We start from the raw sequence: 17,718 nt of genomic DNA, 5'->3' as shown, positions 1-17,718 counted from the left end.
GAGACTAGGCCACCGAGCGGGGACCGGACGCCTGTTCGTTCAGCGCCTGCTCGAGAATGCGGATGCACTCATCCGGCTTGCGTAGCAACTGCATGGGATCGAAGCGGATGACACGGTAGCCCTTGTTCGTCAGATCGCGTTCACGCTTGCGTTCCTGGACGAGCGCCGCCTGTGCATTCTGCTGATACTTGATGTCCCCGTCAATTTCGACGATGAGGAAAGAATTCACGATGAAATCGACGCGATACGGCTCGACCCTACCCTGGACCGTGAGCCGCTTGGCACTGGGAAACGCCCCATCGAGGTACATGGCGCGGAAATACGATTCATAGGCAGACTCAGACTTGGGGTCGACCTCCGCGTACGCGCGGCGGGCGTGGGCGATGCCTTTGCATCGGCGGGCGCGTTCGATGGCGGCGCGCAGCTCAGCTTTGCGACCACCGGTGCGAAGGAAGCTGTCCATGGCGGCGAGTCCTGCGCGGAATCCTTCGAAGCGTGCGATGTCGACGCAGGTCCGTGCGCGCGTGGTGACACGGACCCCGTGAAGGATGTCGATTTCGTCGGGAAGGATAGGGCTCTTGTGGTACTTCGAGAACTTCGGCCAGGCTCGTTTGGAACGACTGTGGCCGCCGGGTACTGCTATATGGACATGGTCGTAGGCGACCGAAAGCGTCCACAGCCCGTGGAGTAAGCCGGCGGAGCGGGCGATGAGCACTCCCTTGTAGAGCTCGCGGCCGATGGCGACGCAGCGCAGCGTCCACTGGAGATGTCGGGGGAGTGGCTCCCAGTCGCTCACCCGGACGGCGTGCTTGCTGCCTAAGCGGATGAGACGCCGCGCGGCGAGGTCGTCGGCGATGTCGGGATGGGCGCGTGGCGCGTGGTCAAGGTTGATAAGGAGGTCGAGGACGGGTGAGACGTGGTTCTGAGATAGAGAGTTCATGGCTCGATAAGTAATGACGTGGTAGGGCGAATTCAAGGGATTGCCAAATAGAGTGTGCAGCCTGTGGGGGTGCCGGGGGTAGCAGCACAGAGGCCAAGAATCCAAAGGGTGTGAGCCAGAAGGTTTATTTAGCCGTCGGGAGGGGGAAATACACCTTCTGGCTTACACCTTGTGCGTAGCCGACGGACAGACTCGGGCGTCCGAGGAATCTGCAGTACGCGGCGAGTCGTGTTGTAGGCTGTAGCCCGTGACTAATAATGCTGTACCCGCATCCGGCGACGCGCACGTGCAGGGTGTGCCGGATGAGACCTGTTCGAAGAACGAAAAGAAGCAGAAGAAGCAGCTGCCGTGGCTGGTAGAGACTCTGCTCATCGTCGTCGCGGTGCTCGCGGTGGTGGGTTTGGTGCAAAACACTATCGGCCGCCAGTATGTCATTCCGTCCGCGTCCATGGAACCGACGCTGCATGGCTGCCAGGGATGCACGGGCGACCGCATCTTCGTCGAGAAGGTCAGCTACTACGGGGATAAGCATCCGGAGCCGGGCGATGTTGTGGTCTTCAAGGGCACGGACTCGTGGAATGGCGCGTATACCTCGCCGCGCTCGGATAACCCGACCATCCACAAGATTCAGGACGCACTGTCCTACGTCTCGCTGACGCCACCGGATGAGAACACGCTGGTCAAGCGCGTCATTGCGACGGGTGGCCAGACGGTCTCGTGCCAGGCGGGCGACCCGGCCGTTATGGTCGACGGCAAGCCTATCGATCAGTCCTATATCCAGAACCCGCCCACGTACCCCGTCGATGAGTCGAACGGCTCGGAGGAGTGCGGTGGCCCGTACTTCGGTCCGATCACCGTGCCGGAGGGCAACTATTGGGTGATGGGCGATAACCGCACGAACTCGCTTGATTCGCGTTACCACATGCAAGACGAATACCAGGGCACGATCCCGGAGGAGAATATTCGCGGCAAGGTCGCCTTCATCTTCTTCCCGTTCACGCGCATTGGCGGCGTTGATGCCATCGACATCCAGGGCTGATACCCACCGCCTGCCACGCGAACCTCAGCGCATTACGCTGGGGCAATCCGTGCGGGATGACGCCTCATGGCTGCTGAAAACCATGCTCGCCGCCTTCGTACTGTTGGCGGTGGGCTCGGCGCTCATCGGACGCATCTACGTTATCCCGTCGGGGTCCATGGAGCCGACACTCCACGGGTGCCAGGGCTGCAACGGGGACCGCATCGCGGTGGAAAAAGTGAGCTACTACTTCGCAGATCCCAAGCCCGGGGATGTCGTCGTCTTCGAAGGTGAGCCCTCGTGGAACACGACGTATGAGCTTAAGCGCTCGCATAACGTGTTTATTCGTGGCCTGCAGAACCTCTTCGCCGCGGCGGGCCTTATTCAGGGCGACGCGAATATCCTCGTCAAGCGCGTCATCGCGACCGAAGGCCAGACGGTCTCGTGCCAGGCGGGGGACCCCGGCATCATGGTTGATGGCCAGGCGCGCACGGAGCCGTACGTGCTTCAGCCCCCGCAGAATCCCATTTCGCCGGAGACGGGCTCGCTGGCCTGCGGCGGCGATTACTTCGGACCGGTCACAGTACCCGAGGACCACATCTGGGTCATGGGGGATAATCGCACGAACTCCGCAGATTCCCGCGCGCACTTGGGCGACGCGGAGCAAGGCACCATTCCGGTGGACAACGTGCGCGGCAAGGTTCGCGCCATCGTCATGCCGTTGAGCCGCATTGGCACCGTTGAGCATGCGCACGCTTAAGCAGCAGCGTACCTACGAGGTCGCGCTCGCCAAAGCCGGCTTGGGGCCCGTCGCAGGAGTAGACGAAGCCGGCCGTGGCGCGTGCTGCGGTCCTCTCACCATCGCCGCGTGTGTGCTGCCCCAGCGGATTATCCCGGAGCTGGCGACGCTCACGGACTCGAAGAAGCTCACGCCCGCCGCACGCGAGAAGCTCTTTCCTATCATCAAGGCGAAGGCGCTTGCGTGGTCGGTCGTCCACATCGAGGCCTCAGATATCGACTACTGGGGCATTCAGCATGCCAACGTCTCCGGCATGCGCCGCGCCGTCGCGCGCCTCGATGTGCGCCCGCGTTATGTGCTTACCGATGCCCTCAAGGTCCCCGGTCTGCCCGTGCCCCAGCTCCCGATGGTAGGCGGTGACGCCGCTGCGCGATGTATCGCCGCGGCGAGCGTGCTGGCCAAGGTGAGCCGTGACCACATTATGGTGGACCTCGACGAGCGTTACCCAGGCTATGGGCTTGCGGGGCATAAGGGATACGGGACCAAGGCGCACGAGGGGGCCATCGGAAAGCTGGGCGCCACGCCGGAGCACCGCATGAGCTATGCGAACGTGGCCCGGGCGCAGGCGGAATTTCTCGCGCGTGGCAACGCGGCGCGGGAGCAACGGGGCGCTAGAGTTTAAAGCCTGTAAGAACGAGGCAATTTTCTCAAGGAGCAACGATGAGCGCTGAGGAACTGGACAACTACGAGGCCGAAGTCGAGCTGTCCCTCTACCGCGAATACCGCGACGTGGTGAGCCAATTTTCCTATGTCGTGGAGACCGAGCGCCGCTTCTACCTTGCCAACGCCGTCGAGCTCATCCCGCACACCTCCGGACCGGACGTCTACTACGAGGTCCGCATGTCTGATGCCTGGGTGTGGGACATGTACCGCTCCGCGCGTTTCGTCCGTTACGTCCGCGTCATTACGTACAAGGACGTCAATATCGAGGAGCTCGATAAACCGGACTTCATTATGCCGGATTAGGCGCGTTCGTGCCGGTGCCGTTCACACCGGCATGAGACGTGTCAATGTGTTGAACAATCTCTCTGTGGATAACTCATATCGTGAACTACGTTATCCACAGAATCGGGGCCGCCCGCGAGGCGGCCCCTTGTCGTTGTGGGGCATCTGCCGCTTGGCTAGGTACGAGGCCGTAGTACTGCGGTCCGTAACTAACTAGGAGACAGACACATGCAAACGAAAACTCAGGCTCGTACGCACCTGGCCCGGCGCGGGGAAAGCTGGGCTGCCCGCTTTTATTGCGCTCGGGGCGCGACGGTGCTGGGATGCAACGTCGCTTACGCGTGCGGCGAATTAGACCTCATTGTCCGTGAGAAGGACGGCACCATCGTCTTCGTGGAGGTGAAGACGCGTTCCACGCCGGCCTTCGGCGTGGCGGAGGCCGTCACGCCGCGCAAGCTCAAGCGCATGCGCAAGGCCGCGCAGCAGTGGCTCGCCGGGGTCCGGCCGCTCGCCGAGGTGCGCTTTGACGTCCTGGCGCTCACCGCCCGCGGCGACGACTTTGACGTGGACTATTACGTAGGAGTCGAACATGGCGCTGGGTAAGGCCGCGACGACGGCCCTCGACGGCGTGCTCGCGCATCCGGTCCACGTCGAGGCGAACATCGGGGTGGGCCTGCCCGGCATTCAGATCGTGGGTATGGCCGATACCGGAATCAGCGAGGCGCGCTCGCGGATTCGCACCGCCGTGTCGAATAGCAAGCTGCCGTGGCCTAAGACGAAGATCATCGTTTCCATGGCGCCCGCGAGCCTGCCCAAGTCCGGCGCGCACTTCGATCTGCCCATTGCACTGGCCATTCTCACCGCGGGGCTTACGGAACAGGAAGAACAGCTGGGCGGCTTCGGGCTCGCCGGCGATATCGTGCGCCGTCTGGAGACAACGCTCTTCCTCGGGGAGCTGGGCCTCGACGGCACGGTGCGTCCCGTGCCCGGCGTTATTCCTGCGCTGCTCGCCGCGCAAAACCGCGGTCTCGAGTCGCTCGTCATACCGCCCGGCAACGCGGCGGAGGCCGCACTCGTGCCCGACATGCCCGTCTATGTTGCGCGCACGCTTGCCGATGCCTTCGGCTGGGCATGTGGCCGTCGCCTCCTGCCTCGCGCGGGGGCGCTCGCGCAGCCCACGCGCCCCGAGGCTGGGCCGGCGCCCTGCATGAGCGATATTGCGGGACAGCATGCGGCCAAGCACGCGGCCGAGGTCGCTGCCGCCGGTGGGCACCATCTGCTCATGCTCGGCCCGCCCGGCGCGGGCAAGTCCATGATCGCCGCTCGCTTGCCCTCCATCCTGCCGCCGCTCACCACGGAGCAGTCGCTGGAGGCCACCGCCATTCACTCCATCGCGGGTTCGCCGGGACGCGTCGTGGAGGCCGCGCCCTTCGTCGCGCCGCATTCCTCCATTACCCGCGCCTCCTTGCTCGGCGGCGGCTCGGGGCGCCCGCGGCCGGGCGCGGTCTCGCTCGCACACCATGGCGTGCTCTTCCTCGACGAGGCCTCCGAGGTCGCCGCCGGTGCCCTCGATGGCTTGCGTGCCCCGCTCGAGGAAGGCGAGGTGAGGCTCGTGCGCTCGCGCCGGGAGGTCGTCTACCCGGCGCGCTTCCAACTCGTGCTTGCCGCGAACCCATGCCGTTGCGCCGCCGAGGACCCGGCACGGTGCACGTGCACGCCGGGACAGCGGCAGGCCTACCTGTCCAACCTTTCCGGTCCGTTGCGCGACCGCCTCGACATGGTCCTGCGGCTCTCGGGACGTTCGGCGCAGCTCCACGCGGACGGGGAGGAAACCTCGGCGGCTATCGCGGACCGCGTCGCCGTCGCGCGCGAGCGTTCTCGTGCGCGCTGGCAGGCGGCCGGTCTCCATGTCCATACCAACGCTGGCATGCCCTCGGCCCTCCTGCGTCGGCGCTTTCCCGCGGAGGACGACGCGATGGAGCTTCTGCGCGCGTACCTCGCGACGGGGGAGCTAAGCCAGCGCGGCGTGGACCGCACGCTCAAGCTCTCGTGGACGCTCGCGGATCTGGCGGGGCAGGATCACCCGAGCATCGAACACGTGTCGTCTGCCCTTGATCTGCGCGGCGACGCCGTGCGCGAGGAGGTGGCGGCATGACCGAGCTCAAGTTGGATACGCCGCTGCAGGCGTGGGTCTACCTCAACCGCGTGGTGGAAGGTCCGTCGCGCACGCTGGCCGCGCTGCTGCAGGATTACACCCCAGAGCACATTGCGCACGGCATCTATCACCAGGCCGACTGGCTCGGTGCGCTGCGTGACGAGACTTCGGCGCGCCGGGACTGGCTGCGCCAGGACGAGGACATCGCGGCCGCGGAGAAAGTGGGCGCACGGCTCATCACGCCGGAAAGTTCCGAGTGGCCGGCCGCGCAGTTGAACTCCGCGTTTGGCTTCTACGCGGCAGGGCTTGCCGATGCCCCCGCGGACTTCGACAAGGCTGCCGTCGCGCCCCATTCCCTGTGGGTCCGCGGTGCTCCGGTGGGCGAGGTCGTCAGCCAGGCCGTCGCCGTCGTGGGCACGCGCGCGATTACCCGTTACGGCTTTGACGCGACGCGCCTCATGGTCTCCGGACTCGTGCCACACCAGTGGACGATTGTCTCGGGTGGCGCGATGGGCGTCGACACCGTCGCACATGAGCAGGCGCTCGAACATGGCGGTATCACCGCGGTGGTCGCCGCGTGCGGCATTGACGAGCCGTATCCCGCGCGCAACGCAAAGCTTTACGAGCGGATCGTGGACCGCGGCGGGACCATCCTCACTGAATTTGCACCGGGTTCGAAGCCGCAGCGCCACCGCTTCTTAACCCGCAATCGCCTGGTCGCGGCACTCACGTCGGGCGCGGTGTGCATCGAGGCGGCCTTCCGTTCGGGGGCGCTTAATACGCTCAACTGGACGGAAGCGCTCGGCCGTGTCGCGATGGTGGTGCCCGGACCGATTACGGGGCCAGGCTCGGTGGGATGTCACAAGCGCATCCAGGAACATCGCGCGCAGCTCGTCATGAGCCCCGACGGTGTGCGCGAACTCCTCGAGCAGGTCGGTGCCGTCGACGAGGAAGCGCAGTTGGAACTCGTCTACGCGCCCTCGAAGACACAGCGGCTGTCCCGCAACGAGCTGCAGGTTTTCGGCTCGACGCCGGTCGGCGAGACGGCGAGCGCCCAGGACATTGCACGCGAGGCAGGGCTGCGGCTGCCGCTTACCATCCATCTGCTCGTCACCTTGGAAAAGCAGGGTCTGGTCGTGCGTCGCGGCGGGCAGTGGCAGCGCCTCGACGTGGACTAACCACGGGTATACTCTGGCCCCATGAGTAACACTCCGGGCGGTCAGCTTGAGCAGGCCATCGAGGATTTTGCCGAGCACCAACGCTTGGTGCTCGGCCGATCCGAGGCCACCATCCACGGCTACCGCTCGGATCTGCGCGACCTGGCCGCGCGCGTGCCGGACTTCGCGCATTTCACGCTCGACGCCCTGCGTGCGTGGCTGGGCGACGCCGTGGCAGCGGGGAAGTCCCGCGCTACGCTCGCTCGGCGCACCGCGGCCGCGCGTGCTTTCTCCACGTGGGCGGCGCGCGAGGGCTACCTCGCCGCGGATGTTGCCGCGCGGCTCGTCGCGCCCAAGGTGGGCCGCCACCTGCCCAAGGTTCTCGCCCAGGACGAGGCAGGGGAGCTTATGAGCAATGCTGTGTCTCCGGACGAGAAGCACTTCCTGCGCGACAGCGCGATGCTCGAGCTGCTCTACGCTACGGGCATGCGCGTCGCGGAGCTCACCGGGCTCGATGCGGGCGATGTCGACCTGTCACGCCACACCGCGCGCGTGACCGGTAAAGGCAATAAGCAACGCGTCGTGCCCTTCGGACATGCCGCCGCAGACGCCATTGCCGCGTGGCTCGACGTGCGCGGTGAGTTTCAGCCCGCGGAGGACGAGAACGCACTTTTTCTCGGTACGCGCGGCAAGAGAATCGACCAGCGCCAGGTGCGCCGCGTTGTGGAGCGTGCCAGCCAGGTCACCGGGACGACAGGACTAACACCACACGGGCTGCGGCACTCGGCGGCGACGCACCTGCTCGAGGGCGGCGCCGACCTCCGCGTGGTCCAGGAAGTGCTGGGACACGCCTCGCTCCAGACGACGCAGGTCTACACTCACGTCTCTGCGGCACGCCTGAAGAAAATTTACGAGCAGGCGCACCCGCGGGCTTAAGGACGCAGATCTAGACGGGCTTGAGGCGGATCGTGGGGGCATCGAGAAGCTCGAGCGGATTGAGATAAGAATCCGGGCCGTCGAGTGCGCCCCAGTGCAGGCCGGGATAGCCGTCGAAGGTAGGCGCGAGCGTGCCGAGTATGTCTCCGGCGGCGACTGTCTGCCCGACCTGGACCTGGGCGTAGACGGGGGAGTAGGTGGTGCGCAGTCCGTCCGGGTGCTCGACGGAAACCGACGGGGTGCCGGCGACAACGCCCGCGAAGGCGACGGTCCCGTTGCCCGCCGCGGCAATGGGCTGGCCGACGTCGGCCGCAAGATCGACGCCGCGGTGTCCAGGCAGCCAATTGTGGTCTGGTTTATCGAAGGCGCGGATAACGCGGAGTGGAACGGGTGGCGAATAGCCGCGGGCGGAGGGCTGCGTGGCGGTGGGCTGCCTGGCGGTGAGCGATGGTGCGGCGGCGGCCGGGAGCGTGGCGCCTGTGGCGAAAGTGGTTGCAGTGATAAGGAGAGAACTAAAAATGAGGCGAGAGAGTTTCATGGTCTCCACCATGCCGGATTTTGAGGCAGGGCGCTAGGTTGTGTCGGTAAGATTGTGCAGGCAGTCCACGTGCGCGCCGTTTTGGCAAAGCGTGGCAAAGCATATAAGCTGTCCAGCAGCAGTGCGTCCTTTGGACTCATTGACTACGCGCGGCAAGGACAATGACGCAGTCGACGTGGTCCCGAATCTGTTGATGACTTGGGTGTTGACGGCTAGGACTTGCAGCCAGGGTGTGGGATAAAAGCCCGCACAACCCGTATTGGAAAACCTAAAGAAAATAGAAAGCGAGCGAATCATGGCAGTTGTAACCATGCGCGAGCTCCTCGACGCCGGTGTCCACTTCGGTCACCAGACCCGTCGCTGGAATCCGAAGATGCGTCGTTTCATCTTCACCGACCGTAACGGCATCTACATCATCGACCTGCAGCAGACGCTGACGTACATTGACGAGGCTTTCGAGTTCGTCAAGGAGACCGTCGCACACGGCGGCACCATCCTGTTCGTGGGTACGAAGAAGCAGGCTCAGGAAGCCGTGGCTGAGGAAGCTGCCCGCGTGGGTATGCCGTACGTCAACCACCGCTGGCTGGGCGGCATGCTCACCAACTTCCAGACCGTGTCCAAGCGTCTGAAGCGCATGAAGGAGCTTCAGGCTATGGATGCTGCTGAGGACGGCTACAAGGGCCGCACCAAAAAGGAAGTTCTCATGCTCACCCGCGAGCGCACCAAGCTGGAGCGCGTCCTGGGCGGCATCTCTGAGATGTCCAAGGCTCCGTCCGCACTGTGGATTGTTGACACCAACAAGGAGCACATCGCGGTCAAGGAAGCTCACAAGCTCAACATCCCGGTTGTTGCCATCCTCGACACCAACTGCGATCCGGACGAGGTCGACTTCCCGATCCCGGGCAACGACGACGCCATCCGCGCCACCAAGCTGCTCACCGGCATCATCTCCACCGCTGTGGAAGAGGGCAAGAAGGCTCGCGAAGAGCGCCAGCTTGCCGCTGCCAAGGAAGCTGCTGGTGACTCCGCAGAAAAGGAGCAGCGCGACGCCGTTGAGGCCGCTGCTGCATCCGACCCGGCTTCTGCCGAGTCCGCTGAGTAATACAGATTAATTTCTGTGGCTGACTTTTAAACCCCCGTTGTGCCGACTGCGGCCACGGGGGTTTGTCGTGACACGACGTGTCTCACGTGCATGACGCGCGTGTGGAGCCGTGGCACGGTATTTCGACGGCGCGGGGGCAATTTTCTAGCCCCTAGAGCGACGCGCGACGCGTGCGTCGACTACGCTGTTTCAACGAACATTGTTTGATCAACAAGGAGGATCGCCCCAACTATGGCGAACTACACTGCTGCAGACGTCAAGGCCCTGCGCGAAGCTACCGGCTCTGGCATGCTCGATTGCAAGAAGGCCCTGGAAGAGTCCAACGGCGACTACGACAAGGCTGTTGAGATCCTGCGCATCAAGGGCGCAAAGTCTGTCTCCAAGCGTGCGGACCGCGAGGCTTCTGAGGGCCTTATCGCCGTCTCCGGCAACACCATGGTCGAGATCAACTGCGAGACCGACTTCGTGGCAAAGAACGACGCTTTCAAGTCCTTCGCTGCCAAGATCGCTGAGGCCGCAGGCGAGGCCAAGGTCAACTCGGCTGAGGAGCTCAATGCTCTCGAGCTCGACGGCAAGACCGTCGCCGACATTGTGACCGAAGAGTCCGCGAAGACCGGTGAGAAGCTGCAGGCTTCCCGCGCTGCCACCATCGAGGGCGACAACGTCGCCGTCTACCTTCACCAGCGTTCCGCAGACCTGCCGCCGGCAGTGGGCGTTCTCGTTGCCTACGAGGGCAACGCTGAGGCCGCACACCAGGCTGCTCTGCAGATCGCCGCGATGAAGGCTGAGTACCTCACCCGCGAAGAGGTTCCGGCTGAGGTCGTCGAGAAGGAGCGCGCAATCGCTGAGGCCACCACCCGCGAAGAGGGCAAGCCGGAAAAGGCTATCCCGAAGATCGTGGAAGGCCGCCTGGGCGGCTTCTTCAAGAACGTTGTCCTGCTCGAGCAGGCCGCTCTGGAGGACCACAAGAAGACCGTCAAGCAGGTTCTTGACGAGGCTGGCACCACCATCACCGCCTTCAAGCGCTTCGAGATCGGCGCCTAAGTCCCACTCCCGCGGCAGGGTTATTTCTGCTGCGTGAGGGCGAACTTTCGCTCGAGAATCAGCCCACGCTCCGCTTCCGCGGGGACGTGGGCTTTTGCGTGCCGCCGGCGAGGGGCGGTGTTAGGTAGCGGGGCGTCCTAACAGGTAAGATGGTCGGAGAAAATTGTGCCCCTTTAAGTGGAAGGACGTCTCCAGGTGACTACCCCGGATTCCAAGCGAACTGCGTACAAGCGAGTGATGCTCAAGCTGGGTGGTGAAATGTTTGGCGGCGGCAAGGTCGGCATCGACCCGGACGTCGTCGAAAATGTCGCCCGTCAGATTGCGGACATTGCCAAGCAGGGGACCGAGGTTGCCGTGGTCATCGGTGGCGGCAACTTCTTCCGTGGCGCGGAGCTTTCCCAGCGCGGCATGGACCGTGCGCGCTCGGACTACATGGGCATGCTCGGCACCGTCATGAACTGCCTGGCCCTCCAGGACTTCCTGCAGCAGCAGGGCGTGGATTGCCGCGTGCAGACCGCCATCAACATGGCGCAGATCGCGGAGCCGTACCTGCCGCTGCGCGCTGACCGCCACCTGGAGAAGGGCCGCGTGGTTATCTTCGGCGCCGGCATGGGTATGCCGTACTTCTCCACGGATACGACCGCGGCACAGCGTGCCCTGGAGATCGGCGCCGAGGTCCTCTTCCTCGCCAAGGCCGTGGACGGGGTCTACTCGGACGACCCGCGCACCAACCCGGAGGCAGAGCTCTACACGGAAATCACGCCGCGCGAGGTCATCGAAAAAGGCCTTAAGGTTGCAGACGCCACGGCGTTTAGCCTGTGCATGGACAACAACATGCCCATTTTGGTCTTCAACCTGCTCACTGAGGGCAATATCGAGCGCGCCGTCAAGGGCGAGCCTATCGGTACCCTCGTTCAGTCGAAGTAAGCCCCGCCGGGGAATATGTCCCGCAGGTGGCGAAAAACCTGCTAGATTTTCTACCCAGCACCTACGACACACAGAAGGAACATTCTTCCTCATGATTGATGAGATTCAGCTCGACGCCGAAGAGCACATGACCGCCTCGGTGGAGCACACCCGCGAGCAGTTGGTGACCATCCGCACGGGCCGTGCCAACCCGGCCATGTTCAACGGTCTCGTGGCCGAGTACTACGGCGTGATGACCCCCATTACCCAGATGGCGACCATCTCGGTTCCGGAGCCACGCATGCTGCTCATCAAGCCCTACGAGCAGTCCATGATGAACGAGATCGAGAACGCTATCCGTAACTCGGACCTGGGCGTCAACCCGACCAACGACGGTCAGGTTCTGCGTGTGACCATTCCGCAGCTTACCGAGGAGCGTCGCCGTGACATGGTCAAGCTCGCCAAGTCCAAGGGCGAGGACGGCAAGGTGGCCATCCGTAACCTGCGCCGCAAGGCCATGGAGCAGCTGAAGAAGCTGCAGAAGGATGGCGACGCGGGCGAGGACGAGGTCGTCGCCGCAGAAAAGGAGATGGAGAAGACCACCGCCTCCTACATCGACCAGGTGGACAAGCTCGTCGCCGCTAAGGAAGACGAGTTGATGGAGGTCTAGACCCTCCGCACCACATGTACACAACAAGCCGTCGGACGCATTTACGCTTCGGCGGCTCGTTTCATGCCCTACCCCGCGAAAGGACGTCTGGTCGTGCCTAATACCGCCTCCCAGAATCGCCACCTGCCTAGGCCGAAGAATGGCGCCGGCCGCAACCTACCGGCTGCCATCGGCGTGGGCGTGGGGTTGGGCGCACTCGTCGTCTTCGCTGTGTGGGCGGGTCCGCTCGCCTGGTACATCGTGGTGGCGGCCGCGCTGGGCGTTTCCATGTGGGAGGTCACCACGCGACTGCGTGAGCATTCCTACCAAGTGCCGCGCACGTTGCTGATCGTCTTGTGCCAGGCCATGATCTGGGCCTCGTGGATGGCAGGGGCGTCAGGCCTCGTGGCGGTCTACGTGTTGAGCGTCCTGGCGCTCATGTTTGGCCGACTCTTCCACAACGGTCGGCACCGTCCGCCCATTAACTACCTGCGCGATATGTCCGTCGGGTTGTTCGTGCTCACGTGGATTCCGCTCTTCGGCTCATTCGCGGCGATGTTGTCGTACATCGATACGCCCTTGGCCTCGGGTGCCGCGTCGATTATCGTATTTATGCTCTGCGTCGTCGCGTCCGATACCGGTGGTTACGTCGCTGGTGTTATGTTCGGCTCGCACCCCATGGCCCCGGCTGTCTCGCCGAAGAAGTCCTGGGAGGGCTTCGTGGGCTCCATCGTCTTTGGCGCGTTCACCGGTGCGCTGTCGGTGAAGCTCTTGCTCCATCACGACGCATGGGTGGGCGCCATCATGGGCGTGCTGCTCGTCTTTTGCGCGACGCTGGGTGACCTCGTGGAATCCCAGTTTAAGCGCGAGCTGGGCATCAAGGACATGTCGCATATCCTGCCCGGACACGGCGGACTCATGGACCGCCTCGACGGCATGCTGCCGTCGGCCATGGTGACCTGGGTGGCGATGAACGCCCTCGCCACCGGCTTCGTGCCGTTGCCGTAGCCACCACGCACGAAAAAGCCGCGTCCATGAGGACGCGGCTTTTCTTTATACGGTGAAGCGTTAGTGGCGCTGGGCCTGCTTGCGCACCTGGCGACGCAGTTCGAACATGCGCCAGCCGCCCACGAGCGCCATGATGAGCGCGCCGGCGATCGCGAAGATGAGGAACGCCACGCCTGCGGGCAGCTGGCCGGACCAATTGAAGAAGTTGAGCTCGGCTGGCTGCTGGTTCTGCAAGATAAAGATGATGAGCAGAATCAGCAGCAGGAAGCCCACGATGAGCGCGGCCCACGTGCTGGCAGCAAAGGACCCCTTCACCTTGGATTGCTCCTTTTGAAATTCGGCGAAGGCGACGCGGTCCTCCGCGCTCAGCGAGTCCTGCGTGGCGGGGACGGGAGTAGGCGTAGAGGAGGGGGTATCGGAAAGCTCGGCGGAGGAGTCGGGCTGTACGTTGTGGGGGTCATGGGCAGTCATGGATACCAAGATACCGGCGCCGCGTTGGCTTCATCACTTTAGCTTCCTCTTAATTAGCCCTTGAGCGCCGAGAGTGGGACAATGGCGTGCACCATGGCTGAACCTTTGAAACTGAATTTCTCCGCCCCGCGGCGCGGCATGCCGCCGCAGCACTTTGCGGACTTTACTGTCGACGAGCGCGTTGAGAAGCTCGCCGAGCTGGGACTGCCCAAGTTCCGTGCCAAGCAGCTGGCGAAGCATTACTACCAGCACCTCACCAACGACGTTGAGAAGATGACGGATATCCCGGCCGAGAAGCGTGCGGCCGTGAAGGAAGCTCTCTTTCCGGACCTGATGACGCCCATCCGCCAGACCTCGACGGACGATGGCTCGACCACGAAGTCCCTGTGGCGCCTCCACGATGGCACGCTGCTCGAGTCCGTGTTGATGCGCTACCCGGGTCGCGCCACCCTGTGCATTTCGTCCCAGGCGGGCTGCGGCATGGCCTGCCCGTTCTGTGCCACCGGCCAGGGCGGCCTCGACCGCAACCTGTCCACCGCGGAGATCGTGGAGCAATTCCGCAACGCTTCCGCGCAGATGGAGGCCGAGGGCGGTCGCCTGTCCAACGTCGTGTTCATGGGCATGGGCGAGCCGCTGGCCAACTACAAGCGTGTGATGCACGCGGTACGCCAGATCACCGGCCAGGACGGCGAAGGCTTTGGCCTCTCCCAGCGCAACGTCACCGTGTCCACGGTGGGCCTGGCGCCGGCCATCCGCAAGTTCGCGGACGAGGGTCTGTCGTGCACCCTGGCTGTCTCGCTCCACACGCCGGATGATGAGCTGCGCGATAGTCTCGTACCGGTAAACAACCGCTGGCCGGTCTCCGAGGTCCTCGACGCCGCGCGTTACTACGCCGATAAGTCGGGCCGCCGCGTCTCCATTGAGTACGCGCTCATCCGCGACAAGAACGACCAGGGCTTCCGCGCGGACATGCTCGGCCGCAAGCTGCACCAGGCGCTGGGCTCCAAGGTCCACGTCAACGTCATTCCGCTTAACCCGACCCCGGGTTCCGAATGGGACGCAGCACCGAAGGCCCGCCAGGACGAGTTCGTCCGCCGAGTCATCGCGCAGGGCGTGCCGTGCACGGTGCGCGACACCAAGGGCGACGAGATCGCCGCGGCTTGCGGCCAGCTCGCCGCCGACGAGCGCGAGTCCGCATAGAGCAGAACATTTCAGCTAAGGTGTGGAGACATGACGTCTCCACACCTTTCTGCGTTAGTGCCCGACCCGCGCGAATGCGCCTTCGCGGTGCGCGACCTCGCCAAGGCCTTTGACGGCCGCCCCGCGGTCCACGGCTTGAGCCTCGACGTCCCACGCGGCGCCATTTACGGCGTGGTGGGTCCCAACGGCGCAGGCAAGACCACCATGCTCACCATGGCGTGTGGACTGTTGCGCCCGGACCACGGCGCGTCCTTTATCGCGGGGCACTCCGTCTGGGAGGAGCCACTGCCTGCCAAGGCCGCCGTCGGCTTACTCATGGACGGCGCTCCCGTCTTCGACCGGCTTAGCGGCGCGGAATATCTTTACTACTTGGGCGCCCTGCGCCGCCTCCCGGAGGAGGAGTCCACCCGTCGCGCCGCGCAGCTCCTCCAGGCCCTGGGGCTTTCCGATGCCGCCTCCAAGCCCATCGCCGATTACTCCGCCGGTATGACGAAGAAGATCTTGCTCGCCGGCGCGCTGCTCCATGCGCCGGAGGTGCTCGTCCTGGACGAGCCGCTCGAGGCTGTTGACCCTGTCTCCGGACGACTTATCCAACAGATGCTGCGTTCCTTTACTGCGCGCGGTGGCACCGTCGTGTTGTCTTCCCACGTCATGAGCCTCGTGGAGGGACTGTGCGATCACGTGGCGATCATCGACCAAGGTCGCGTCGTCGCGTCCGGTCACGTGGATGAGGTGCGCGACGGGCGCAGCCTCACCGACGTCTTCGTGGACCTCGTGGGTGGCGGCGACTTCGATGAGGCCTCGCTCGACTGGTTGGAGGAGGGCTCGCGATGACCCGCACCCTCATCACACTTCACCGCACATTGTGGACCCGCGCGCTGCACTCCAACCCGCAGCAATTCATCCTGGCTTTCCTCATCGGGTTCTACGGACTGCTCGGGCTGGTCTCGCTCAGCCTGGCGGGCTACATGGATTTTGCCGATGCTACCCACAGCTTCCACGTCCTCACCGTCATCAACGGTCTTGGCGTCGCCATGTATATTCTGCTGTCCGTCATGATGCCGGCGGGGGAGAAGCAGCTCACCCCTGCCGTCCTGGGGACTTTCCCGCTGAGTTACCGCGAGGTACGCCCCGCGCTCGCGTGGTCCCTGTTTCTCACCACCCGTTCCATCATCGCGACCCTCTTCACCGTCGTCTTCGCCGTGGGCGGCGCGGTCTTTCTCACCATGCACGGCCGTCCCCTGCTCGCGGCCGCATTCGTGGTCTCCATGGCGTTCTCGCTCGCGCTCACGGTCTTTGCCGCGGACCTCGTGGGCGCCCTCGGCTCGGCCGCGCTAAGCAAGGACAAGACGAACCTCGTCATGGGCCTGGGCGGCGTGGCGCTCCTCTTCCTCTTCACGAACCTGCAGGGCATCCTGAACAACGTCGCGCCGCTGGGCACCGTGGGTGGGGTCCTCGCCTGGACGCCGCTGTCCGCGCTCACCGGATGGGTGGCCTCGCTGGCCGACGGCGCCCTCGCCCCCGCGCTGGCGCAGCTGCTCATCGGCCTGGTGACCCTCGCCCTCGTCGCCTGGGGTTGGGACCTCACCGCGCGCCATACCTTCGAGAGCCCCGTTCACGGCAACGCCCCGAGCACCGCCCCACGCGCCGAGGGCGTCACGGCCCTCTCGCTCGGCGGTCTGGCCTACCGCAGCCCCGCATGGATGGAGTACTCTCGTTCCCTGCGCTACTTCTTCCGCGACTCGCGGCTTACCATGACGCTCGTCATGCTGCCCGTCTTCCTCGCCTTCGCCTTTTACCAGCTCTGGCGCGGCGAGGAGTTCCTCGGGTACTTCTTCGTGGGGTGCCTGGGCCTTCTCGGCGGCATCGTGGCCATCAACGACTGTGGTTACGACGGACCCTCCCTGTGGGTAAAGATGCTCGCCCCCGTGCGCGCCTCGTTCCTCTTCCGCGCGCGGCACTGGGCGCACCTTACAGCCACCGTCGTGGTCATGGCGCTAGGCGTAGTCGTCCTTCTCCTCCTGGCACCGGACCGCGCCTTCGCCGCCTGCATCGCAGCCCTTGCCGTGGGCATGGTGCTCTCTTCCGGCAGCTTCGCCGCGCTGCTCTCCGCGTTCAACCCGTATCCCGTCTCGCCGCCCGGCACCAACCCATGGACGGATAAGTCCGGATACTCCGCCGGCGCCTTCATCGCTACAATCGTGTGCTTCTTCTTCGGCTGGCTCCCCGTCGCCCCTGGCATCATCATGGTGATCCTCGGCGCCGACTCCGGTCTCAAGTTTGCTGGCGCCGCCGTCGGGCTCGCTGTCCCCGCCGCCGTCTACGTCCTTGCGCTGTGGCTGGCCTCCCGCCGCGTCGACGCTCAGATGCCGGAGATCTATGCGAAGGTGCGCACGTACGTGTCGTGATAGAGCAACGGCGAATAACCTTCGGCTGATGGTTAGACTCCGGTATAGACATCTCTCACGCTGGCCAAGGCGGACAACCACGACGCGCAGTGTCTTGACTCCCCACGGTCGAGGTTGAGTTACTAGAGATTTGATGGCCGAGATGATGCGTTGTTGATCGTGTTGTGCCAGTGTGTGTAGTTCTTTGCGTACCGACGACGTATAAGCAACCACGGAGGAACGCGACGACAAGGAATTGATCGATGTGCGCTGTACTTAAAGAAGGCCTAGCTCTTTTGTGAGATCTTCGGGGGAGCTCTCGTCGTGTTCCTTGCTCGCTGCAACGGCCTGTCGAAGCTCCTCCCATTCCTTCTGCGCTTCGAGAGTGTCTGGCAGCTTAGATGGAAAGTATGATTCCGGTGATCGGAAAGCATGCGCTGCGGGGACTGCAGCGGGGGTGATT

At 64.2% G+C, this 17,718-nt stretch carries 19 protein-coding genes; 16 read left to right on the top strand and 3 right to left on the bottom strand.

All coding sequences use genetic code 11. The features are described 5' to 3' along the window. Nucleotides 1-4: 4 nt before the first annotated feature. On the bottom strand, nucleotides 5-940 hold the full coding sequence (locus ABJ196_RS09645; protein ID WP_347306596.1) for a DUF559 domain-containing protein: 936 nt from the start codon (nucleotides 938-940) through the stop codon (nucleotides 5-7). 286 nt (nucleotides 941-1,226) lie between these two features. On the opposite strand from ABJ196_RS09645, the gene lepB (ABJ196_RS09640) reads away from it, so the two are divergent. The 8 genes from lepB (ABJ196_RS09640) (at nucleotide 1,227) to ABJ196_RS09605 (ending at nucleotide 7,950) form a co-directional block, all read left to right on the top strand. Next, entirely contained in the window at nucleotides 1,227-1,979 is a 753-nt protein-coding gene (gene lepB / locus ABJ196_RS09640; RefSeq protein ID WP_347306695.1) for a signal peptidase I, read from the top strand. 82 nt (nucleotides 1,980-2,061) lie between these two features. Then, nucleotides 2,062-2,718 carry a signal peptidase I gene (gene lepB, locus ABJ196_RS09635; RefSeq protein WP_347306594.1) on the top strand — a complete coding sequence of 219 codons (657 nt, stop codon included), beginning with the start codon at nucleotides 2,062-2,064 and terminating at the stop codon, nucleotides 2,716-2,718. Continuing rightward, nucleotides 2,705-3,379: a ribonuclease HII gene (locus ABJ196_RS09630; protein WP_347306592.1), complete on the top strand. Its 675-nt coding sequence runs from the start codon at nucleotides 2,705-2,707 to the stop codon at nucleotides 3,377-3,379. Before lepB (ABJ196_RS09635) ends, ABJ196_RS09630 begins: the two co-directional genes overlap by 14 nt. Nucleotides 3,380-3,417: 38 nt before the next feature. Next, nucleotides 3,418-3,723 (top strand): DUF2469 domain-containing protein, encoded by a 306-nt coding sequence (locus ABJ196_RS09625; RefSeq protein WP_257034886.1) that lies wholly within the window; start codon nucleotides 3,418-3,420, stop codon nucleotides 3,721-3,723. Nucleotides 3,724-3,930: 207 nt separating this feature from the next. Next, nucleotides 3,931-4,305 carry a YraN family protein gene (locus ABJ196_RS09620; protein WP_347306590.1) on the top strand — a complete coding sequence of 125 codons (375 nt, stop codon included), beginning with the start codon at nucleotides 3,931-3,933 and terminating at the stop codon, nucleotides 4,303-4,305. Beyond that, nucleotides 4,292-5,857 (top strand): YifB family Mg chelatase-like AAA ATPase, encoded by a 1,566-nt coding sequence (locus ABJ196_RS09615; RefSeq protein WP_347306588.1) that lies wholly within the window; start codon nucleotides 4,292-4,294, stop codon nucleotides 5,855-5,857. The genes ABJ196_RS09620 and ABJ196_RS09615 overlap by 14 nt, the downstream gene beginning before the upstream one ends. Further along, nucleotides 5,854-7,035 carry a DNA-processing protein DprA gene (gene dprA, locus ABJ196_RS09610; RefSeq protein WP_347306586.1) on the top strand — a complete coding sequence of 394 codons (1,182 nt, stop codon included), beginning with the start codon at nucleotides 5,854-5,856 and terminating at the stop codon, nucleotides 7,033-7,035. Before ABJ196_RS09615 ends, dprA begins: the two co-directional genes overlap by 4 nt. A gap of 21 nt (nucleotides 7,036-7,056) precedes the next feature. Further along, a complete protein-coding gene (locus tag ABJ196_RS09605; protein WP_347306584.1) occupies nucleotides 7,057-7,950 on the top strand; it encodes a tyrosine recombinase XerC in 894 nt (297 codons plus the stop codon). A 10-nt stretch (nucleotides 7,951-7,960) separates the two neighbouring features. Here the strand turns inward: ABJ196_RS09605 and ABJ196_RS09600 are convergent, their stop codons facing one another. Continuing rightward, a complete protein-coding gene (locus ABJ196_RS09600) occupies nucleotides 7,961-8,488 on the bottom strand; it encodes a peptidoglycan DD-metalloendopeptidase family protein (RefSeq protein WP_347306582.1) in 528 nt (175 codons plus the stop codon). A gap of 295 nt (nucleotides 8,489-8,783) precedes the next feature. Between ABJ196_RS09600 and rpsB the strand changes: the two genes are divergently transcribed. The 5 genes from rpsB (at nucleotide 8,784) to ABJ196_RS09575 (ending at nucleotide 13,197) form a co-directional block, all read left to right on the top strand. After that, complete coding sequence (gene rpsB, locus ABJ196_RS09595) at nucleotides 8,784-9,590, top strand: 30S ribosomal protein S2 (RefSeq protein WP_347306580.1); 807 nt, start codon at nucleotides 8,784-8,786, stop codon at nucleotides 9,588-9,590. A gap of 231 nt (nucleotides 9,591-9,821) precedes the next feature. Beyond that, on the top strand, nucleotides 9,822-10,634 hold the full coding sequence (gene tsf / locus ABJ196_RS09590) for a translation elongation factor Ts (RefSeq protein ID WP_347306578.1): 813 nt from the start codon (nucleotides 9,822-9,824) through the stop codon (nucleotides 10,632-10,634). Between the two features lie 237 nt (nucleotides 10,635-10,871). Continuing rightward, nucleotides 10,872-11,561, top strand: coding sequence for a UMP kinase (pyrH, locus tag ABJ196_RS09585; protein WP_347306693.1), 690 nt, complete (start codon nucleotides 10,872-10,874; stop codon nucleotides 11,559-11,561). Nucleotides 11,562-11,652: 91 nt separating this feature from the next. Next, nucleotides 11,653-12,210: a ribosome recycling factor gene (gene frr / locus ABJ196_RS09580; RefSeq protein WP_347306576.1), complete on the top strand. Its 558-nt coding sequence runs from the start codon at nucleotides 11,653-11,655 to the stop codon at nucleotides 12,208-12,210. Nucleotides 12,211-12,303: 93 nt separating this feature from the next. Beyond that, entirely contained in the window at nucleotides 12,304-13,197 is an 894-nt protein-coding gene (locus ABJ196_RS09575) for a phosphatidate cytidylyltransferase (RefSeq protein ID WP_347306574.1), read from the top strand. Between the two features lie 60 nt (nucleotides 13,198-13,257). On the opposite strand, the gene ABJ196_RS09570 is transcribed toward ABJ196_RS09575, so the two are convergent. Further along, nucleotides 13,258-13,668, bottom strand: a complete 411-nt coding sequence (locus ABJ196_RS09570; RefSeq protein ID WP_347306572.1) for a lipopolysaccharide assembly protein LapA domain-containing protein — start codon at nucleotides 13,666-13,668, stop codon at nucleotides 13,258-13,260. A gap of 93 nt (nucleotides 13,669-13,761) precedes the next feature. Between ABJ196_RS09570 and rlmN the strand changes: the two genes are divergently transcribed. From rlmN to ABJ196_RS09555, 3 genes are read left to right on the top strand one after another with little or no spacing between them, the layout of a single operon-like run. Further along, entirely contained in the window at nucleotides 13,762-14,868 is a 1,107-nt protein-coding gene (rlmN, locus tag ABJ196_RS09565; RefSeq protein WP_347306570.1) for a 23S rRNA (adenine(2503)-C(2))-methyltransferase RlmN, read from the top strand. Nucleotides 14,869-14,898: 30 nt separating this feature from the next. Continuing rightward, nucleotides 14,899-15,702: an ABC transporter ATP-binding protein gene (locus tag ABJ196_RS09560; protein WP_347306568.1), complete on the top strand. Its 804-nt coding sequence runs from the start codon at nucleotides 14,899-14,901 to the stop codon at nucleotides 15,700-15,702. Next, complete coding sequence (locus tag ABJ196_RS09555) at nucleotides 15,699-17,276, top strand: hypothetical protein (RefSeq protein ID WP_347306566.1); 1,578 nt, start codon at nucleotides 15,699-15,701, stop codon at nucleotides 17,274-17,276. Before ABJ196_RS09560 ends, ABJ196_RS09555 begins: the two co-directional genes overlap by 4 nt. Nucleotides 17,277-17,718: the final 442 nt, after the last annotated feature.

This window comes from Corynebacterium sp. SA-MJD20WY100, from assembly GCF_039822565.1.
GTDB classification, from domain to species: Bacteria; Actinomycetota; Actinomycetes; order Mycobacteriales; family Mycobacteriaceae; genus Corynebacterium; species Corynebacterium phoceense_A.
The sequence above is the reverse complement of the archived record's forward strand: the minus strand, read 5'-3'. Positions and strand labels throughout refer to the sequence as shown.

Coding starts and splice junctions, on each gene's coding strand:
- dprA (WP_347306586.1), top strand. CDS start 5,854: ATGACCGAGCTCAAGTTGGATACGCCGCTGCAGGCGTGGGTCTACCTC.
- ABJ196_RS09570 (WP_347306572.1), bottom strand. CDS start 13,668: ATGACTGCCCATGACCCCCACAACGTACAGCCCGACTCCTCCGCCGAG.
- frr (WP_347306576.1), top strand. CDS start 11,653: ATGATTGATGAGATTCAGCTCGACGCCGAAGAGCACATGACCGCCTCG.
- ABJ196_RS09645 (WP_347306596.1), bottom strand. CDS start 940: ATGAACTCTCTATCTCAGAACCACGTCTCACCCGTCCTCGACCTCCTT.
- ABJ196_RS09625 (WP_257034886.1), top strand. CDS start 3,418: ATGAGCGCTGAGGAACTGGACAACTACGAGGCCGAAGTCGAGCTGTCC.
- ABJ196_RS09630 (WP_347306592.1), top strand. CDS start 2,705: ATGCGCACGCTTAAGCAGCAGCGTACCTACGAGGTCGCGCTCGCCAAA.
- lepB (WP_347306594.1), top strand. CDS start 2,062: ATGCTCGCCGCCTTCGTACTGTTGGCGGTGGGCTCGGCGCTCATCGGA.
- ABJ196_RS09560 (WP_347306568.1), top strand. CDS start 14,899: ATGACGTCTCCACACCTTTCTGCGTTAGTGCCCGACCCGCGCGAATGC.
- rlmN (WP_347306570.1), top strand. CDS start 13,762: ATGGCTGAACCTTTGAAACTGAATTTCTCCGCCCCGCGGCGCGGCATG.
- tsf (WP_347306578.1), top strand. CDS start 9,822: ATGGCGAACTACACTGCTGCAGACGTCAAGGCCCTGCGCGAAGCTACC.
- ABJ196_RS09620 (WP_347306590.1), top strand. CDS start 3,931: ATGCAAACGAAAACTCAGGCTCGTACGCACCTGGCCCGGCGCGGGGAA.
- ABJ196_RS09615 (WP_347306588.1), top strand. CDS start 4,292: ATGGCGCTGGGTAAGGCCGCGACGACGGCCCTCGACGGCGTGCTCGCG.
- ABJ196_RS09555 (WP_347306566.1), top strand. CDS start 15,699: ATGACCCGCACCCTCATCACACTTCACCGCACATTGTGGACCCGCGCG.
- ABJ196_RS09600 (WP_347306582.1), bottom strand. CDS start 8,488: ATGAAACTCTCTCGCCTCATTTTTAGTTCTCTCCTTATCACTGCAACC.
- ABJ196_RS09605 (WP_347306584.1), top strand. CDS start 7,057: ATGAGTAACACTCCGGGCGGTCAGCTTGAGCAGGCCATCGAGGATTTT.
- pyrH (WP_347306693.1), top strand. CDS start 10,872: ATGCTCAAGCTGGGTGGTGAAATGTTTGGCGGCGGCAAGGTCGGCATC.
- rpsB (WP_347306580.1), top strand. CDS start 8,784: ATGGCAGTTGTAACCATGCGCGAGCTCCTCGACGCCGGTGTCCACTTC.